This is a genomic window from Nocardiopsis oceanisediminis (genome assembly GCF_048595525.1).
Classification (GTDB): Bacteria; Actinomycetota; Actinomycetes; order Streptosporangiales; family Streptosporangiaceae; genus Nocardiopsis_A; species Nocardiopsis_A oceanisediminis.
The window spans coordinates 876,300-892,402 of the sequence record NZ_JAFMZJ010000001.1; the positions used below are offsets into that span (position 1 = coordinate 876,300).

The 16,103-nt window shown below is 76.1% G+C and carries 18 protein-coding genes; 10 read left to right on the top strand and 8 right to left on the bottom strand.

What is annotated here, in order from left to right; genetic code table 11:
• Positions 1 to 31: 31 nt before the first annotated feature.
• The 8 genes from J0910_RS04095 (at position 32) to J0910_RS04130 (ending at position 7,058) form a co-directional block, all read left to right on the top strand.
• Positions 32 to 547, top strand: a complete 516-nt coding sequence (locus J0910_RS04095; RefSeq protein ID WP_420157169.1) for a hypothetical protein — start codon at positions 32 to 34, stop codon at positions 545 to 547.
• 49 nt (positions 548 to 596) lie between these two features.
• Positions 597 to 818 (top strand): hypothetical protein, encoded by a 222-nt coding sequence (locus tag J0910_RS04100; RefSeq protein WP_420157170.1) that lies wholly within the window; start codon positions 597 to 599, stop codon positions 816 to 818.
• 434 nt (positions 819 to 1,252) lie between these two features.
• Positions 1,253 to 1,396, top strand: a complete 144-nt coding sequence (locus J0910_RS04105; protein ID WP_420157171.1) for a MerR family DNA-binding transcriptional regulator — start codon at positions 1,253 to 1,255, stop codon at positions 1,394 to 1,396.
• Positions 1,397 to 2,193: 797 nt separating this feature from the next.
• A complete protein-coding gene (locus J0910_RS04110) occupies positions 2,194 to 2,568 on the top strand; it encodes a hypothetical protein (protein ID WP_420157172.1) in 375 nt (124 codons plus the stop codon).
• 428 nt (positions 2,569 to 2,996) lie between these two features.
• On the top strand, positions 2,997 to 4,694 hold the full coding sequence (locus J0910_RS04115; protein WP_420157173.1) for an ABC transporter ATP-binding protein: 1,698 nt from the start codon (positions 2,997 to 2,999) through the stop codon (positions 4,692 to 4,694).
• Positions 4,695 to 4,755: 61 nt separating this feature from the next.
• Positions 4,756 to 6,528, top strand: a complete 1,773-nt coding sequence (locus J0910_RS04120) for an ABC transporter ATP-binding protein (protein WP_420157174.1) — start codon at positions 4,756 to 4,758, stop codon at positions 6,526 to 6,528.
• Between the two features lie 64 nt (positions 6,529 to 6,592).
• On the top strand, positions 6,593 to 6,901 hold the full coding sequence (locus J0910_RS04125; RefSeq protein ID WP_420157175.1) for a hypothetical protein: 309 nt from the start codon (positions 6,593 to 6,595) through the stop codon (positions 6,899 to 6,901).
• A 4-nt stretch (positions 6,902 to 6,905) separates the two neighbouring features.
• Positions 6,906 to 7,058, top strand: a complete 153-nt coding sequence (locus J0910_RS04130) for a hypothetical protein (RefSeq protein WP_420157176.1) — start codon at positions 6,906 to 6,908, stop codon at positions 7,056 to 7,058.
• Between the two features lie 59 nt (positions 7,059 to 7,117).
• On the opposite strand, the gene J0910_RS04135 is transcribed toward J0910_RS04130, so the two are convergent.
• A complete protein-coding gene (locus J0910_RS04135) occupies positions 7,118 to 7,867 on the bottom strand; it encodes a L,D-transpeptidase family protein (protein WP_420157177.1) in 750 nt (249 codons plus the stop codon).
• 217 nt (positions 7,868 to 8,084) lie between these two features.
• Positions 8,085 to 9,230: a cytochrome P450 gene (locus J0910_RS04140; RefSeq protein WP_420157178.1), complete on the bottom strand. Its 1,146-nt coding sequence runs from the start codon at positions 9,228 to 9,230 to the stop codon at positions 8,085 to 8,087.
• 124 nt (positions 9,231 to 9,354) lie between these two features.
• Between J0910_RS04140 and J0910_RS04145 the strand changes: the two genes are divergently transcribed.
• Together J0910_RS04145 and J0910_RS04150 are read left to right on the top strand one after the other, a co-directional pair.
• Positions 9,355 to 9,966: a TetR/AcrR family transcriptional regulator gene (locus J0910_RS04145; RefSeq protein ID WP_420157179.1), complete on the top strand. Its 612-nt coding sequence runs from the start codon at positions 9,355 to 9,357 to the stop codon at positions 9,964 to 9,966.
• A 338-nt stretch (positions 9,967 to 10,304) separates the two neighbouring features.
• On the top strand, positions 10,305 to 10,640 hold the full coding sequence (locus tag J0910_RS04150) for a hypothetical protein (RefSeq protein ID WP_420157180.1): 336 nt from the start codon (positions 10,305 to 10,307) through the stop codon (positions 10,638 to 10,640).
• Between the two features lie 126 nt (positions 10,641 to 10,766).
• On the opposite strand, the gene J0910_RS04155 is transcribed toward J0910_RS04150, so the two are convergent.
• The 6 genes from J0910_RS04155 to J0910_RS04180 all read right to left on the bottom strand — a co-directional run bounded on the left by J0910_RS04155 (position 10,767) and on the right by J0910_RS04180 (position 16,102).
• The gene (locus J0910_RS04155) at positions 10,767 to 11,762 is read right to left on the bottom strand and encodes a phosphotransferase (RefSeq protein WP_420157181.1); all 996 of its coding nucleotides are present in this window, start codon (positions 11,760 to 11,762) and stop codon (positions 10,767 to 10,769) included.
• A gap of 304 nt (positions 11,763 to 12,066) precedes the next feature.
• Positions 12,067 to 12,894, bottom strand: a complete 828-nt coding sequence (gene folE / locus J0910_RS04160; protein WP_420157182.1) for a GTP cyclohydrolase I — start codon at positions 12,892 to 12,894, stop codon at positions 12,067 to 12,069.
• A 97-nt stretch (positions 12,895 to 12,991) separates the two neighbouring features.
• Positions 12,992 to 13,492: a 6-pyruvoyl trahydropterin synthase family protein gene (locus J0910_RS04165; protein ID WP_420157183.1), complete on the bottom strand. Its 501-nt coding sequence runs from the start codon at positions 13,490 to 13,492 to the stop codon at positions 12,992 to 12,994.
• Positions 13,492 to 14,127: a 7-carboxy-7-deazaguanine synthase gene (gene queE / locus J0910_RS04170; RefSeq protein ID WP_420157184.1), complete on the bottom strand. Its 636-nt coding sequence runs from the start codon at positions 14,125 to 14,127 to the stop codon at positions 13,492 to 13,494. The genes J0910_RS04165 and queE overlap by 1 nt, the downstream gene beginning before the upstream one ends.
• Positions 14,124 to 14,822 (bottom strand): 7-cyano-7-deazaguanine synthase QueC, encoded by a 699-nt coding sequence (queC, locus tag J0910_RS04175; protein WP_420157185.1) that lies wholly within the window; start codon positions 14,820 to 14,822, stop codon positions 14,124 to 14,126. The genes queE and queC overlap by 4 nt, the downstream gene beginning before the upstream one ends.
• 14 nt (positions 14,823 to 14,836) lie before the next feature.
• Positions 14,837 to 16,102 (bottom strand): cytochrome P450, encoded by a 1,266-nt coding sequence (locus tag J0910_RS04180; protein WP_420157186.1) that lies wholly within the window; start codon positions 16,100 to 16,102, stop codon positions 14,837 to 14,839.
• Position 16,103 lies beyond the last annotated feature (1 nt).

Sequence of the window (16,103 nt, forward strand, 5' to 3'; positions counted from 1 at the left end):
CGGCCTCACCCGAGAAGAGGACCGGTGAGACATGACCCATCGTAGTCACCGCCGCTCGCATGCCAAGCCCGCCTGCTCCCTTTCCGTCCGTCTACTGCTCTGGCTCTTCCTCCTGTTCCTGCCTCTGGGGTTCGCTTCCGTCGGTCGCCATGCGGCCGGTGGCGATGAGCACGACCCCCACCAGGAGCCGCAGGAGCCTTCAGAGCCCCGCGAAACGCCAGCACACCCCGACCGGCCTGTATCCCCCTGGATCCCGGACTACTTCGCTTTCTGCGAGGTGGCGCTCCGCCATAAGGCGCAGTGGGACCTCACCTACTCCCCCTACCAAGCAGCATCGTTCGTCGCTCGCCACCGGGCCGATGAGACCACGATGGCGACTTCCACCCTCGAACTGCTCGACCACGTGCTCACCACCTACGCCGCTCCCTCCCATGTCCGCCGCTATGTCGAGGACACGGCGGTGCGAAGCGCTGAACAGCAGGAACTCACCGAACTGCTCAAGAAATTCGGAGAAGGCACCGGATCAGAACGCGCGAGTCAGGAGTGATCGAGCCGTGAACGAGACCACCAGCAGAGCAAAACTTCTCTGGCCCCGAGTGCACCGGCCTGACCCTGCCACCGACCACGCCGATGCCCTCTACGACCGGCTCTCAGACGCCCTGCGGGAACGCGGCCGCACCGTGGCCGACCGGGCCCGCAACCAGCAGGCTGCCGACGACGCCTTCACTGCGTTGGACGAGCACCTTCGCTCCGGCGGACTGCTGCCCACCCCGTGGCGCGGAGCCGCCGCCGAAGCCGAGCAGGCGAGTACCGACTAACCAGGCACCGGACCGACGCGGAAGTGCAGCCGACCTTTGCCGGCCGAGCCACCGCCAACGCCCGGACCCCGCACCCCGCACCCCGAACAGCAGAGAAGAGGAGACCGCCATGCGCACACCCCAGGACCCGCGCCCACCCCCGGGAGCGGGACAACAGAGAAAGGAAACCCCTCATGAAGAAGATGGTCCGCCGCATGGCTGTGGTGTTCGGCTACCCGCCGACCAACATCTGCCCCAACTGCAAGAAGCCGATGGGCCCCGGCCACAACTGCGGCTAGCCATAGAGAAGAAAGGCGGTCCGCCCCCGAATGAGGCGGGGGCGGACCGCCGCCCACCAGCAAACCACACCCCCGGGAGCCCGACCATGTCCCCACCCCCTGAAGCCCCAGAGTGCAGCGCCGAAGCCCTCATGTCCTCCACCGAGGTAGCCCGCCGTGTTCGGAGCCTCCCTGAAGAGCGTGGCCCGATGGCGCAAGACCGGGCGCATCACCGGCTTCCGCACCCCCGGCGGAGCCTGGCGATACCCCGCCGACCACATCCGCACCCTCTACCGGGCCGCCCGAACCGAACGCCTGTGAGGACTTTCCCTACGCGATCAAGGAGCCCGCCCGCGCCATGGGCGCGGGCGGGCTTTCGCGTCCCCCGGGCGGTTGGTCGGCCGAGGTCGGGTGCGCTTGGGCGGGCATCCGCGCTGCGCGCCCTCCTCCGTCGGGTGCTCGCGCGGCACCCGCCCCGCGCCCCTCCCCGGCCTCCCTTCCCCCGGCTGCCCGCGCACCCCGCCGCGCCCCGGCCGACGCGCGGAGCCCGCCCGCGCCGGGAACACCTCTCCCACTCGGTCGGGGAGGCGCCCGGCCGTGTGCGCCCCGCTCTGACCGGCCCGCCCGGGACGCCCGTCGCGCGGGGCCGGACGCTGCCCGCTGCGCGCGCCCGGGTCCGTCCACCACTCCGCATCGGCGCGGGGCCCCGACGACCGGGCGGCCCGGCGGGCAAAGACGCGGTGGAGCCCCGGAGGGCCCCGACGCGCCGGGCAAGCTTAAGGCCGCCCGGCCTCCCCGCGCGATGCTCCCCGGCGACCGGACCCGTACCCGCTCCCCTACTCGCCCGGCCCGCCGGGAGACACGGAGCGAAGGGAGACGCGGGAGGACCCGTGGCCAGGGGCGGGCTTTCTCCGGCGGGCCACGCCCCGCCCGGGGCATCGAGCCCCGCCGCAGCGTCCGCCCAACCCGGCCGGGGCCGCCGGGGACCACCCGGGCGCATCCGGCCCACCGGGCTACGCGGGTCCGCCGGCGAACCCCGCCCCGGGCCCCCTCCCCGCCGCTTCCACGGGACGGCAGACCCGCTGCGCCCGCCGAACCTCCCCCTGTAGCGTCGAAGCATGAGCGACGACGAAACCGTCCGGCCCATCGGCTCAGCCCCCAGCGCCCGCGCCCAGGACCAGGCCCAGCACGACGCCGAACAGCGCCAGGAGCACCAGCGCGCCATCCTGGCCGCCGAGATCGGCGCCGAACTCAACCGCGCCGGTCAAGTCGTACTCCACCCCGCCAACGACCAGCAGCGCACCCTGTTCAAGGCCGCCATCCGCCGCGCAGCGAAAGAGATCGGTAAGAAGGTCATACACCGCACCCTGAAAACCGGGTCCCTGATGGCCGCCGTGGACGAGGAACCCAGCCCCCTACAGGAGCAGCTCAACCACGCCCGCGCCCGCAACGCCATCGACGACGCGCTAGGCGACCCGCGTCAACACCGGTGATGACACCAACGCCCCCGACCCCGAGCCGGGCCACCAGCGGACCGAACGCGTCAACCAGGCGTCACCAGACCCCGCCCGAACAGGCCGGAACACACCCCACCAGACCCAAGCGCGCCAACACGCAGAAGCGGCGCTGACCAGGGCAGACGCCACCAACCGAGGCCAGTCCGGACCAGGCCGAAACCACCCTTTCAAGGGTGCGTTGATCTTGGAGTTGCGGGCCTATCGGAGCGCTCCGATAGGCCCGCAACGTCACGATCATCGCGAGGGAGGGGCGGCACCGGCGCCGCGGCGGCCGAAAAACCATTGGCGCCGGACCGGCCGGAGGACCAGGATCGCTCGCAGAGGCCAGGGTAGGGCCCGGGAACCGGGCGAAAAGGTTCATCAGGATAGCCTTACCTGAGTTCCCCGCCCCGTTCTGGAGAGCAATGTCCGAAAGGCAGTCCGCCGGCGGCCGCCGGATCATGCGGCGTGCGCTGGTGCGCAACCGCGGCCGACTGGCCGCAGGCATCGTCGGCACCTCACTGCACCAGGCGGCCGAGGCGCTGGTGCCGGTGGCCATCGGCGTCGTCATCGACCGGGCCGTCGCGACCGGCGACGGCACCGCGCTGGCCCTCTCCCTCGCCGGCCTGGCCGCGCTGTTCACGGTGCTCACGCTCTCCTGGCGGTACGGGGCGCGCTCCCTGGTCGCCGCGGTCCAGCAGGAGTCGCACCTGCTCCGGGTGGAGGCGTCCGCCCGGGCGATCGACCCGCGGCGCGCCGACACCGGGCTGCGCTCCGGCGAACTGCTCAGCGTCACCACCTCCGACGCCGACCGGACCGCCCGGGTGCTGCACTTCATCCCGGGCGCGTTCGCCACCGTCGTCGGGCTGGCCGTCGCCGCGGTCTCCCTGCTCCGGATCGACACCGCGCTCGGCGCGGGCGTGCTGGTCGCGGTCCCGGTGCTGGTCGCCGCGGTGCAGCTGGCCGGGCCGCTGCTCACCCGGCGCGCCACCGCCCAGCAGGCGGCGGTGGCCCGCACCGCGGGGCTCGCCACCGACCTGGTCCGCGGCCTGCCCGCGCTGCGCGGCATCGGGGCCGAGGAGAACGCGGCGCACCGCTACCGGGAGTCCAGCGCGACCGCCCTGCGCAGCGCGCTGCGCGCCGCGCTGCCCAGCGGCCTCTACCTCGGGGCGACCACCATGGGCGGCGGGCTGCTGCTCGCCGGGGTCGCCGGCTTCGCGGGCACCGCCGCGATCCAGGGCCGGATCAGCGTCGGCGAGCTCGTCGCCATCGTCGGCCTGGCGCAGTTCCTCGCCGAGCCCGTCCGCGAACTCGGCATGTACACGATGGGCTTCGCGGTCTCCCGCGCCTCGGCGAACCGGCTGGCCGGGGTGGTCGACGCGCCGTTCCGGCTGGACGCGGCCGAGGCCGGCGGCGGAGCGGAGCCGGCGGAGGCCCCCTCCGACCCCGAGGCCCGGGTGGAGTTCAAGGGCGTCCGGCACGCCACCCTGGACGGCCTCGACCTGGTGCTGGGCCCCGGCGAGATGCTCGGCGTCGTCTGCCTGGAGCCCGCCGACGCCCAGGCGCTGTTCGCGCTGCTCTCCGGGCGGGTGCCCGCGGCCGAGCGGGAGGGCCGGGCGGTGGTCCGCCCGGGGCTGCTCGCCGAGCCGCACGACGTCGACCTGTTCGAGGGGACGCTCCGCTCGAACATGCTGGCCGGCGTCCCCGGCGGGGACGGCGACATCGGGCCGGCGCTGCGCGCCAGCGCCGCCGACGAGGTGGTCCGCACCGTCCCCGGCGGGCTGGACGCACCCGTCACCGACCGCGGGACCACCCTCTCCGGCGGCCAGCGCCAGCGCGTCGGCCTGGCCCGCGCCCTGGCCGCCGACCCGCCGGCGCTGGTCCTGCACGACCCGACCACCGCGGTGGACGCGGTCACCGAGGAGAACATCGCCGAAGGGCTGCGCGCACTGCGGCACGGCCCCGGCTCGGACCGGTCCACCGCCGTGCTGACCTCCAGCCCGGCGCTGCTCGCCCGCGCCGACCGGGTGCTGGTCGTCGCGGACGGCAGGGTCGCCGCCGAGGGCACGCACGCGGAGCTGGCCGCCTCGGACGCCGGCTACGCCCGGGCGGTGCTGCGGTGACCGCCCGGTGCGCGCCGGGCGCGCTGGAACAGGGGACCGACGACGTGCAGGGGGAGCAGGGATGAGCGGGGAGAGCGCACACCGGATGCTGCCCGTGGCGTCCGCGCGGCAGACCTGGGCCGTGGCGCGGACCGCCTTCGGGCGGGCGCGCGGGGCGGCCGCGGCCGCGCTGGCGGTGAGCGTCGCCGCCAACCTGTGCGCGCTGGCGGCGCCGTGGATCCTCGGGATGCTGGTCGACGCGGTCACACAGGGGCGCGGCGCGGAGCGGGTCGGCGTGCTCGCCGGGGCCATCGCGGTCTCCGCGGTGGCGGCCGGGCTGCTGAAGAGCGTCGAGGTGGTGCTGGTCGCCCGGGTCGGCGAGACCGCGCTGGCCCGGCTCCGCGAGGACGTGGTGGAGCGCGCGCTGCGCCTGCCCGCCCCGGTGCTGGCCCGGCTCAGCGGCGGCGACCTGCTCTCCCGGGTCTCCGACGACGTGGCGGTGGTCGGCGACATGGTCCGGGAGAAGGGGCCGATGGTGCTCTCCTCGCTGATCACCGTGGTGCTGGCGCTCGGCGGCATGGGGGCGCTGGACTGGCGGCTGGGCCTGGCGGGCGCGTGCGCGCTGCCGGTCTACGTGATCGCGCTCCGCTGGTACCTGCCGCGCTCGGCGCCGCTCTACGCCGAGGAGCGCGAACTGCTGGGTGAGCGGGCCCAGGCCCTGGTCGGCACCTTGCACGGCGCGGAGACGGTGCACGCCTACCGGATGCACGGCGAGCGCGCCGCGCTGATCGACGAGAAGTCGGACGCCGCCCGGGGCGCGGTGCTCCGGGTCTTCCGCAAGTTCACCCTGTTCGCGGGGGGAATGAACGCCGCCGAGTGCGTCGGCCTCTCGGCGATCGTCGCGGCGGGCTTCTGGCTGGTCGGCGCGGAGGCCGTCACGGTCGGCGCGGCCACCGCCGCCGCGCTCATCTTCCACCGGCTCTTCGGGCCGCTCGGCGCGCTGATGACCACCTTCAACGACATCCAGTCGGCGGGGGCGAGCCTGGCCCGGATGGCCGGGGTGACCCTGCTGCCGGAGGCCGCCGCGCCCGCCGACGCGGAGCGCCCGGCCGACGGCGGGATCGAGCTGCGCGGAGTGGGCCACCGCTACGACGGCGGCCCGGCGGTACTGGACGGCGTCACGCTGACCGTCGCCCCCGGCGAGCGGGTGGCGCTGGTCGGCGCCAGCGGCGCGGGCAAGACCACCCTGGCCTCGGCGGTCGCCGGCGCCATCGACCCGGCCGAGGGCACGGTGCTGCTCGGCGGGGTGCCCCTGGACCGGATCGACCCCGGCGCGCTGCGCCGGCACAAGGCCCTGGTCAGCCAGGAGGCGCACGTGTTCGCCGGGACGCTGGCCGACAACGTCCGGCTGGCCGCCCCGGAGGCGGGCGCGGACCGGGTGGCCGCCGCGCTGGAGACGGTCGGCGCGCGCGGCTGGGCCGAGGCGCTCCCCGAAGGCCTGGACACCGTGGTCGGCGAGGGCGGCGCCCGGCTCACCGCCTACCAGGGGCAGCAGCTCGCCCTGGCCCGGCTGGTCCTGGCCGACCCGGCGGTGGCGATCCTGGACGAGGCCAGCGCCGAAGCGGGCAGCGCCGGAGCCCGCGACCTGGAGCGCGCCGCCCAGGCGGCGGTCGAGGGGCGGACCGCGCTGGTCGTCGCGCACCGCCTCGCCCAGGCGGTCACCGCCGACCGGATCATCGTGCTGGAGTCCGGCCGCGTCGCCGAGCAGGGCACCCACGGGGAACTGGTGGCCCGCGGCGGCCGCTACGCCGAACTCTGGTCGGCCTGGAGCGGCGGCGGGGACGGCGGCCGGTAGCGGCCCGGAAGAGCGCGGAGCGGAGCCGCGGCCGGAGGAGCCGGCCGCAGGGGAGCCGGAGGGGATGCCGGAGACGTCGGCGGCCGACCCGCTGCGGTCGGCGGACGGGGGCTTCGTTCCGGTGAGCGCCTGGTCCGGAGGCTTTGCAGACCCCGACCGCATCGACGGGGCGATCGTGCTCTCCGTCGACGGCCAGGTGTTCCTCGATGAGGACTACGGGGACCTTGTCGACCGGCTGTGGGCCTACATCCTCACCATGCTGGAGGAACCGGGGGAGAAGGACTCCGTGGAGGCGTTCTTCCCGGGCCGGCCCCTCCGGCTCGCCTTCCGGAGGGTCGGTGGCGGGCGTCTGCCGGCCTCGGTCGGCAGATAAGAGGGTGCCGGAGAAGAGGGTCCAGGCCGGCGAGGCGGAGTTCGCCCGGGCTCTGCTCGATGCCGCGGAGGAGTTCTCCACCGGGATGGAGCGGCTCCTCCCCGGGCGCTACGGGTATCGGCTCGACCGGGTCGGCCGGCTGCGGAACCGCCGGTGAAGCGGGCCCCGGGGCCGGGTCGGCGCCCGGGGCGGCGGAGCGGTCGGTACACCGGCCGGTCAGTACACCAGCACGGTGTCGTACACGTCGAGGCGGCCGCTCTCCCAGAGCCAGTCCATCGCGGGCAGGCTCACCCGGGCGCAACCGTGCGAGGCGGGGTAGGTGGGGACGGAGGTGTAGCCGTGCACCGCGATGCCCCCGTTGAAGTACTTGGGCTTGTACAGCGCGCCGAGCGGGCCCGGGTCCCAGGCGTCGACCTCGCGGAAGACCGTGTACTCGCCGGTGGGGGTGGTGGCGACGTGCTCCTCGCCGTCCTGCTCGTAGGTCTCGCCGGAGCCGGTGGAGGTGCTGAAGGCCTGCTCGACCTCGCCGTCCGAGACCACCAGGAGCAGCTGCCGCTCCAGGTCGATCTCGACCACCTCGCCGGAGGAGCTCTGCGCCGAGGGGCGGACGCCCTCGTCGAGCGCCTCGCGGGTGTCCGGGCCGACGATGCCGTCCCGGTCGATCCCGGCGGCCTTCTGCAGCGCGTGCACCGCCTGCACGGTGACGGTGCCGAAGTGCCCGTCGGCGGAGTCGATCCAGTAGCCGAGCTCGATCAGCCGCTTCTGGACCTCCTTCACCTCCGCGCCGGAGTCGCCGTGGCGCAGCTGGTCGGAGGAGGAGGCGGGGGAGAAGACCGCCGGAGCCGCCGCGGCCTCGGCGGTCCCGGTCAGCGGGGACGTCGGAAGGGGGAGGACGACGGCGGACACGGCGAGCGCGGCGGCCGCCGCCGCGCGCCGGGGGGCGCGTCCATGCTTGCGTTCGGTCATCTCTGCGCTTTACCCGCCTTTTGCCGACCTCTACCGGATCGCAGGCCGCGGCCGCATCCGCCCCCGAACGCCCCCGCGCCCCGGACTCCCCACCAGTCTCCCTCCGGCCCGCACCGCGTACGGGGCCGGCCGCCGGGGCCGCCGTCCGGCGGGGACGGCGGGGGCCGGGCGGTGCGGGGACGGCCGCCCCGCCCGGCCGGGGAGGTCCGGGCGGCGGTCACCAGGCGACCGGGACCCGGGACGGGCCGGAGTCGATGAAGCCGCTGACCCACGGGATCCCGGTGACCGGGACGGCGAGGCGGAGGCCGGGCAGGCCGGCGGCGAGGGCGCGCAGCGCGGCGGTGACCACGGTGCGGGCCAAGGCGGCGCCGAGGCAGTGGTGCGGGCCGCGGCCGAACGCGATGTGGCCGGCGGGGGTGCGGCCCGGGTCGAACCGGGCGGGGTCGGCGAACCGGTCCGGGTCGTGGTGCGCGGCCTCCAGGCGGACCAGCACCATATCGCCGGCGGCGATGCGCACGCCGCCGACCTCGGCGTCCACGGTGGCCCAGCGCGGCATCACCTCGCCGGTGGTGCCGGCGAGCCGGCGCAGCAGCTCCTCGGTGACGGCGGCGGCGCGCTCCGGGGCGGCCGCGTATTCGGCCATCCGGCCGGAGTCGAGCAGCAGGATCGCGCCGGTGCAGATCGTGTTGGCGGTGCTGAGGTAGCCGGACCCGGCCAGCGTCATGGCCATGGCGGACAGCTCACGGTCGGTGAGCCGGCCGTCGTCGGCGTCGTGCACCGCGATCAGCGCGCTGAGCGGGTCGTCGCCGAGTTCGGCGCGCTTGGCGGTGATCAGCTCGTCGGCATAGGCCGTGAACGCGCCCCAGGCCTGCGGGGTGCCCTCAGTGAGGGCGGGTTCGGCGGCCCCGCGCAGCCGGTCCCGGGCGGCCGCGGGCACGCCCAGCAGGTCGCCGATGACGGCGAGGGAGAGCGGCGCGGCCAGGTCGGCCATCAGGTCGGCGGGCGGGCCGGCGGCGGCCATCGCGGCGACCCGCTCGGCGGCGGCCGCCTCCACGCCGGGCCGCAGCGCGGCGATGCGGCGCGGGGTGAACGCCTTGGCGACCAGCCGCCGCAGCCGGGCGTGCGGCCCGCCGTCCTGGAACAGGGTCTCGTTCCCGGGGTCGCGCCCGGTGGGCGGGGTGACCCCGAAGCGGGCGTCGGTGAGCACCCGCACGGCGGCGTCGTAGGAGGTGACCAGCCAGGCGGGGGCGCCCTCCGGGGTGAGCACCCGGGTGACGGGGGCGGTCCGGCGCAGCTCGGCGTAGGCCGGCGGCGGGTCGATCGGGCGCGGGCGGTCGAAGGGCAGGACAGGGGTGTCCGGCATGGTCGCCTCCGGTGGTCGGCGGCCCGTCCGCCGGGGCGCGTCGGCCGCGTTTTCCAATACGACTGCAATGTAATGATGTCCCTCCGTGCGTGTCAATGCGACTGCATTGTGAAAAACTGGGGCGGTGCCGAAGAGAGTCGACCACCGCGCCCGCCGCGCCCAGATCGCCGACGCCCTGACCCGCCTGGCCGCCGAGCGCGGCCTGGAGGCGGTGAGCCTGCGCCACGTCGCCGCGGAGGCCGGGGTCTCCGCGGGCATGGTGCAGCACTACTTCCGCTCCAAGGACGAGATGATGGCCTTCGCGATGGGAACGGTCGCGGAGAACGTCGAGGCCAGGCTGGCCGAAGAGGGCGCCCCCGCCCCGGACGCGCCGCCCCGGGACGCCGTCGGCGCCCTGCTCCGGCAGCTGCTCCCGCTGGACGGGCCGCGGCTGGCCGAGGGGCGGGTCGCGCTCGCCTTCCACGCCTACGCCGCGGTCCGCCCGGACGCGGCCGGGCCCCTGCACCGGGGCGGCGACCGGCTCCGCGCGTTCATCGCCGACCGGCTCCGCGCCGCCCGGGCCGAGGGGACCGCCCCGCCCGGCATCGCCGAACCGGCCGCCGCGGCCGGCCTGGCGGCCCTGGTCGAGGGCCTCGCCCTGCACGCCCTGACCGGCCAGACCGCCCCGGGGGAGGCCGCCGCGGTCCTCGACGCCCACCTCGACGCCCTGTTCGGCCCGCCCCCGGCCGGAGCCTGACCCCGCATCCCGTGCGGGCAGGGGAACGGGAGGCATGCGGATACCACCGGGCGCAGGCGAGGACGGGGCGGCGGAACCCCCGGCCGCATCCAGGGGCATCCCGGGACGCCCCTGTACCCGGACGGCGGTATCGCGGCGGGTATCGGCGGCGGGGCGTCCGAACCGCTCCCGGCACAGGCGCACCCGTCGCCGATCTGCGGCGGCTCGGCCCGGACGCCGTTCCCAAGGTCCTCGAGAAGGTCCTTCTCCTGGAGGAGGACCCAGAAGCCGGATACCCCCTGGGCGGCGAACCCACGGGGTTCCGAAAACCGGTCGTCGGACGCGACACCCGGCGTGTCGTGTACCGCGTCACCGACGAGAAGCACGTGGAGATCCGCGAGGTCCGGGCCGTCGGAGCGCGAGCGGACGCCCAGGTCTACGCCGAGGCCTCCCGGAGAGTCCGGGCGGCATCGGAGAACACTCCCACCGCCCGGAAACTCGCGGCCGTCATCGAGCACCTCGGCAGACCGGCGGAGAGGGCGGCGCATGAATCGCCTCCCACGAGAGAGCCCGTCCCGGACCGGTCGGCCGAACGCCTGATCCATACCGTCGGCATGCTCCCTGAGGACGTGGCCGCCCTCGATCTGGAACAGGCCGTGGACCTCTGGGCCGACTTCCGATCACGACCGCACTGACCCCGCACCGACCCTGCGGACGGGGGAGCGGAGCGGGGCGGCCCGTCCGCCGCGGACGCGCCCACGGCCGCGCGGTGGGGGAAGCGGGCATGGCCGGGCCCGCTTCGCGGGCCCCCGAGGCCGGGGTCAGGGGAGGGGGACGGGGGCGGCGGCCAGGCGGTGCACGGTCTCGGCCAGGCCCCGCCAGCCGAGTTCGGTGTCGCGGGTGCGGGTGTGCGGGGCGCGGAACCAGCCGAGGTACTCGGCGGCCTCGCCGAGGTTCCAGCGGAGCGGGTAGAGGGCGAGCGCGGCCGGGTCGGGGGCGTGGCCGGTCCGCTCGGTGTACCGGGCGAACAGGGCCGGGTCGGTGCCGAACTCGGACAGGTCGCGCTCGGGGACGGCCAGGCCCGCGGTGTCCCAGTCCACCAGGCGCAGCGCCGACCCGTCGTCCATCAGGTTCCCGGGGTGCGGCTCGCCGTGCGTCACCACCTGCGCCGCGCCGCGCCGCTCCACCTCGGCGGCGAGCCGGTCGAAGTCGGCCAGCCGGTCGCGCAGCGCGTCGGCGCAGGCCGCGATCAGCTCCCGGGCGGGCTCGGCGAACGGCCCGCCCCGCCACGGCGTGCCGGTCTCCTCCAGCGCCGCCGCCAGCCGGTCGCGCCCGTGCGGCTGCAGGGAGGTGCGCGGGGTCCGCGCCGGCGGCGGCTGCCGGTGCAGTTCGGCGAGGAGGTCCAGCACCCGCTCCCGCTCCTCGTCGGAGCGCTCGCCGTCGTAGCTCCCCGAGGAGCCCGGGGTGTGCGGGAAGACCGCCAGCGCGTAGCGCCCGCCGACCCGGACCGTGCTCCGCCCGTCCCCGGTGCGCAGCGGGGCGACGACGAAGCCCAGCCCGCGCCCGCCCAGTTCGACCGCGGTGTCCATGGCGTCGCGCAGCCCGGCGAAGGCGGCGTCCGGCGTCGGTCCGCAGTGGTCCTTGCGCTCCAGGTCGGACAGGGTGGTGAAGTACCGCCGTCCGTCGGCGCCGGTCACCGACCAGTGGTGGTCGCCGAACCCGACCGGGAGGTAGCCGGTCTCCGCCGCGTCGATCCCCCACTCCCGCAGTACGCCGGTCAGCCGGTGGTCGTCGAAGTCCTCGGGCCGCTGCTCCATGCGGCGCACGCTAGCAACGCCCGCCCCGGCCGGGCACCCGGTTTTCCGCCCCTGCGGACGGACGGCCCGCCGGGCGGCGGGGCGGAGCGGTGGCGGCAGGACCTGCGCGGGCCGGGTGCACCGGACCGCCCAGGACGGTCCGGCCGGGCTCCCTCTCGGCGGTGCTCCGCCCCGATGGACCGCCTGCGCCGCCAAGCCGCCCGGCCCGCGCACGCTCCACCGGGGCCCGCATGCCCTCGCCGCCGGTGCCCGTCCCCTCCGTGCGGGAGGCGGCCCTCCCCGGCCGGGGCCGGCTCCGGGCCGGTCAGCGGAGGGCGGACGGGGCCAGGCGGTGGATCTCGGCGCGGAGCACCGGGTCGGTGTCGAAGACGCCGGTGAGGTGGGTGGTGACCATGGCGGCGCCGTGCGCCTCGGCGCCGCGGAGGGTCATGCAGGCGTGCTCGGAGCGGATCAGGCAGGCGGCGCCGGCCGGGGAGAGGCCGCGGTCGAGGGCGGCGACGGTCTGCTCGCCGAGCCGCTCCTGGACCTGGGGGCGGGCCGCGTACTCGCGGAGCAGGCGGGCGAGTTTGGACAGGCCGACGATGGGCGCGCCGGGCGCCGGCAGGTAGGCGACGGTGGCCCGGCCCGGGAACGGCAGCAGGTGGTGCTCGCAGAGCGCGACGAACGGGACGTCGACGGCGGCGATCACGCCCTGGGACGCCGACTCGGGCGGGAACCGGACGCCGAGGTGGCGGTCGGGGTCCAGGCGCAGGCCGCGGGTCATGTCGGCGAGGGCGGCGACGAACCGCTCCGGCGTCCGCCGGGTGGACTCGGTGTCGCAGGCCAGCCCGAGTTCGGCCAGCATGGCGCGGGCGTGCTCGACGGCGGCCCGCGGCGGCGCGCCGTCCCGGGGCGCGCGGTCCCGGCGGGCGTCCGGCGGTGCGCCGTCGCGGGGTGCGTCCGCCGGCCGTGCGCCGTTCGGGGGGAGGGCGCCGTCCGCGGCCTCCTCCCGGGCGGCGGTGTCCCCGGTGGCGTCCCCGGCGGCGCGGGGCGGGGAGGCAGGCGGTTCGGCGGCGCCGTCCGGTGGTGCCTCGCGTGCCGGGCGGGCGCCGTTCGGGGTGTCGCGGGCGGCCGGAGTGGAGACGGTCGTCACGGGTGTGCTCCTCATGCTTGCGGGGCGGCCGCCGGGCGGGCCGCGGTCGGGCGGAGGGATGCGCGGCGGTGGCCGGAGCGGCGGCCGGGGCGGCGGGTCATCCGGTCCACTCGGCGCGGTTGACGTGCGTCTCCTGGACGTGCACCGAGCGCAGCCGGGCGCCCGGGGCGGTGTCCAGGGAGCCGAGCAGGTCGGCGGCGACCCGGCCGAGGAGCTCGGCGACCGCCTCCACCGTCGGGTAGGGCAGGCCGGCGGCGAACCGCTCCGCGGGCGCCGGGTCCGCGGCGCCGAACCGGTAGACCCGGCTGCCCAGGTCGGGCAGGGCCTTGGCCAGCGGGTCGTCGGCGCCGAGCATCGCGCCGTGGTCCAGGTTGGCGTCGATCCAGGCGCGCAGCCCGGACTTGAACGCGCCGAACTCCACGACGGTGCCGGCGCTCAGCTCCGGGGCGGCCACCGACACCTCGGCCCACCAGGAGTGGCCGTGCAGGTTCTCGCACTTGCCCGAGAGGTGCGGCAGCCGGTGCGCGGTCTCGAAGTTGTGCCGGACGGTCACCCCGTGCCGGAGCGGCGCGTCCTGGGCGGTCGGTGCGGTGCTCATCAGGCGATCCCCAGTTGCTTGTGGGTCTGCAGGGACAGGTTCCAGCGCGGGTGGTCCAGGCAGTAGGCGACGGCGGCGCGGGTGTTCTCCTCCACCTCCGGGCCGTCCATCGGCTGCAGCCGGAACGACCCGAAGTCGAGGTGCTCGAAGAGCGCCGGGTCGCCGCCCTCCTGCGGGTAGACCAGCTTGAGCTCGTCGCCGCGCTCCACCACCAGCTCCGCCCCGATCTTCGGGCTGATGCAGAGCCAGTCCAGACCGGGCGGCGGCACCTGGGTGCCGTTGCTCTCCACGGCGATCTCGAAGCCCCGGTCGTGCAGCGCGTCCACCGCGGCGGCGTCCAGCTGGATCAGCGGCTCGCCGCCGGTGCACACCACGAACCGGTGCGCCGCGGTGTCCGGCAGCCACTGCTTCTCGACCGCGTCGGCCAGCTCGCCGGCGGTGCGGAACCGGCCGCCGTTCACCCCGTCGGTGCCGACGAAGTCGGTGTCGCAGAACCTGCAGACCGCGCGGTGCCGGTCGCGCTCCAGCCCGGTCCACAGGTTGCACCGGGAGAAGCGGCAGAACACCGCGGGGCGGCCGGCGTGCGCCCCCTCGCCCTGCAGGGTGTAGAAGATCTCTTTGATGAAGTAGGTCATCGCGGCGTGCTCCGGTAGGGCGCGGGGTCGGGGACGCCGGCCTCGGCGAAGCCCTTGAGGCGGAGCCGGCAGGTGTCGCAGCGGGCGCAGGCGCGGCCGTCCCCGTCCGGGTCGTAGCAGCTCGACGTGGCGGCGTAGTCGACGCCCAGCCGCAGCCCCTCCCGGATGATCTCCCCCTTGGTGAGGTCGATCAGCGGGGCGTGCAGCCGCAGCGGCCGGTCGCCCTCCACCCCGGCCTTGGTGGCCAGGTTGGCCATCGCCTCGTAGGCGGCCAGGTACTCCGGCCGGCAGTCCGGGTAGCCGCTGTAGTCGACCGCGTTGACGCCGGTGAACACGTCGGCCGCGCCGATGGTCTCGGCGTAGGCCAGCGCGAAGGAGAGGAAGATCGTGTTGCGGGCGGGCACGTAGGTCACCGGGATGCCGGAGGAGATCTCCTCGTCGGAGGAGTCCTTGGGCACCTCGATGTCGTCGGTGAGCGCGGAGCCGCCGAAGACCCGCAGGTCGATGTCGGCGACCACGTGCCGGGCGACGCCGGCGAGCTCGGCGGTGCGGCGCGCGGCCCGCAGCTCCGCGGCGTGCCGCTGGCCGTAGCGGAAGCTCAGCGCGTAGGGGGTGAAGCCCTGCTCCGCGGCGATGGCGAGCGCGGTCGCGGAGTCCAGGCCCCCGCTGAGCAGGATGACGGCGGGTCGGTTCATGGTCGGTGCCTTTCTCAGGAGGGACGGGGAAGGGGCCGGCTCCGGCGGTGCACCGGCAGGGCGGCGGGCATGATCGCCATCCGGTCGGGCTCCCACCCGACCTGCTCGGCCGGGACCGCGAGCCGCAGCCCGGGGACCTTCGCCAGCTCGGTGAAGGCGATCCGGGAGACCACCCGGGTCAGGTGCGCGCCGGGGCAGTAGTGCGGGCCGTGCCCGAACCGCAGGTGCGGGTTGGGGCGGCGCTCCGGGATGTAGCGGTGCGGCTCGGGGAAGGCCGACGGGTCGTGGTTGGCGGCGTCGGTGGAGACGAGCACCATCTCCCCGGGGCGCAGCCGCACCCCGGCCAGCTCGGCCTCCTCGGTGGCGATCCGGGCCAGCGCGTTGCCCAGCACCACGCCGAACCGGAGCGCCTCCTCCACGTGGCCGTGCGCCGACTCCGGGCGGGTGCGCAGCTCCTCCAGGGCGTCCGGGCGGCCCAGCAGGTGGAACGCGGCGACGCCGAGGAAGCTCGCCAGGTCCTCGTAGCCGGCGACGAACACCACGCCGAGCACGTTGGCCAGCTGCTCCCGGGTGAGCGCCGGGGCTCCGGCGCCGTCCGCGCCGTCCGCGCGGGCGGCGCCGGCGGCGTTGGCGGCCGCCAGCCGGGGCAGCAGGCCGGCCCCGGGCGGGCGCTCCCCGTCGGCGAACGGCGCCATCCGCGCCATCAGGTGGTCGCGGAGCCCGCGCCAGTTGGCGTGCACGGCATCGGTGGGCAGCCCCATGGTCAGGTCGGTGTCGGCCCAGGCCGCCAGCCGGGGCAGGTCCGCCGCGGGCAGCCCGAGCAGCCTGCACATCGCCCGCCCGGCCAGGCGCGCGGCGAAGACCGCCTGCAGGTCGGCCCGCCCGCCGCCGGGGCCGGGCACCTCGGCCAGCGCCGACCGGGCCTCGCCGGCCAGCCACTCCTCCGGCAGGTCCGGCAGGTCCGGGCCGAGCGCCCGGCGGACCTCCTCGTACAGCCCGGCCCGGCGCAGGTACTCCAGGGCGTCGAGGAGCTCGGGCGCGAAGATCGGCGCGTCCTGGACCGGGCTCTGGTCCCCGGCGACCAGGGACCGGGCGAACCGGGGGTCGCGGAGCACCGTCCGGGCCTCCCGGTGCCCGGTGACCAGCCAGGCCTCGTCGCCGCCGTTGGTGGTCACCCGGCCCACCGGGCAGCGGGCGCGCATCTCGTCCAGCCGGGGGGAGAGCCGGTCCCCGTCGGTGCTGAACGGGTACCGGGGCAGGGTCTGCTCGGGGGCGGTCACG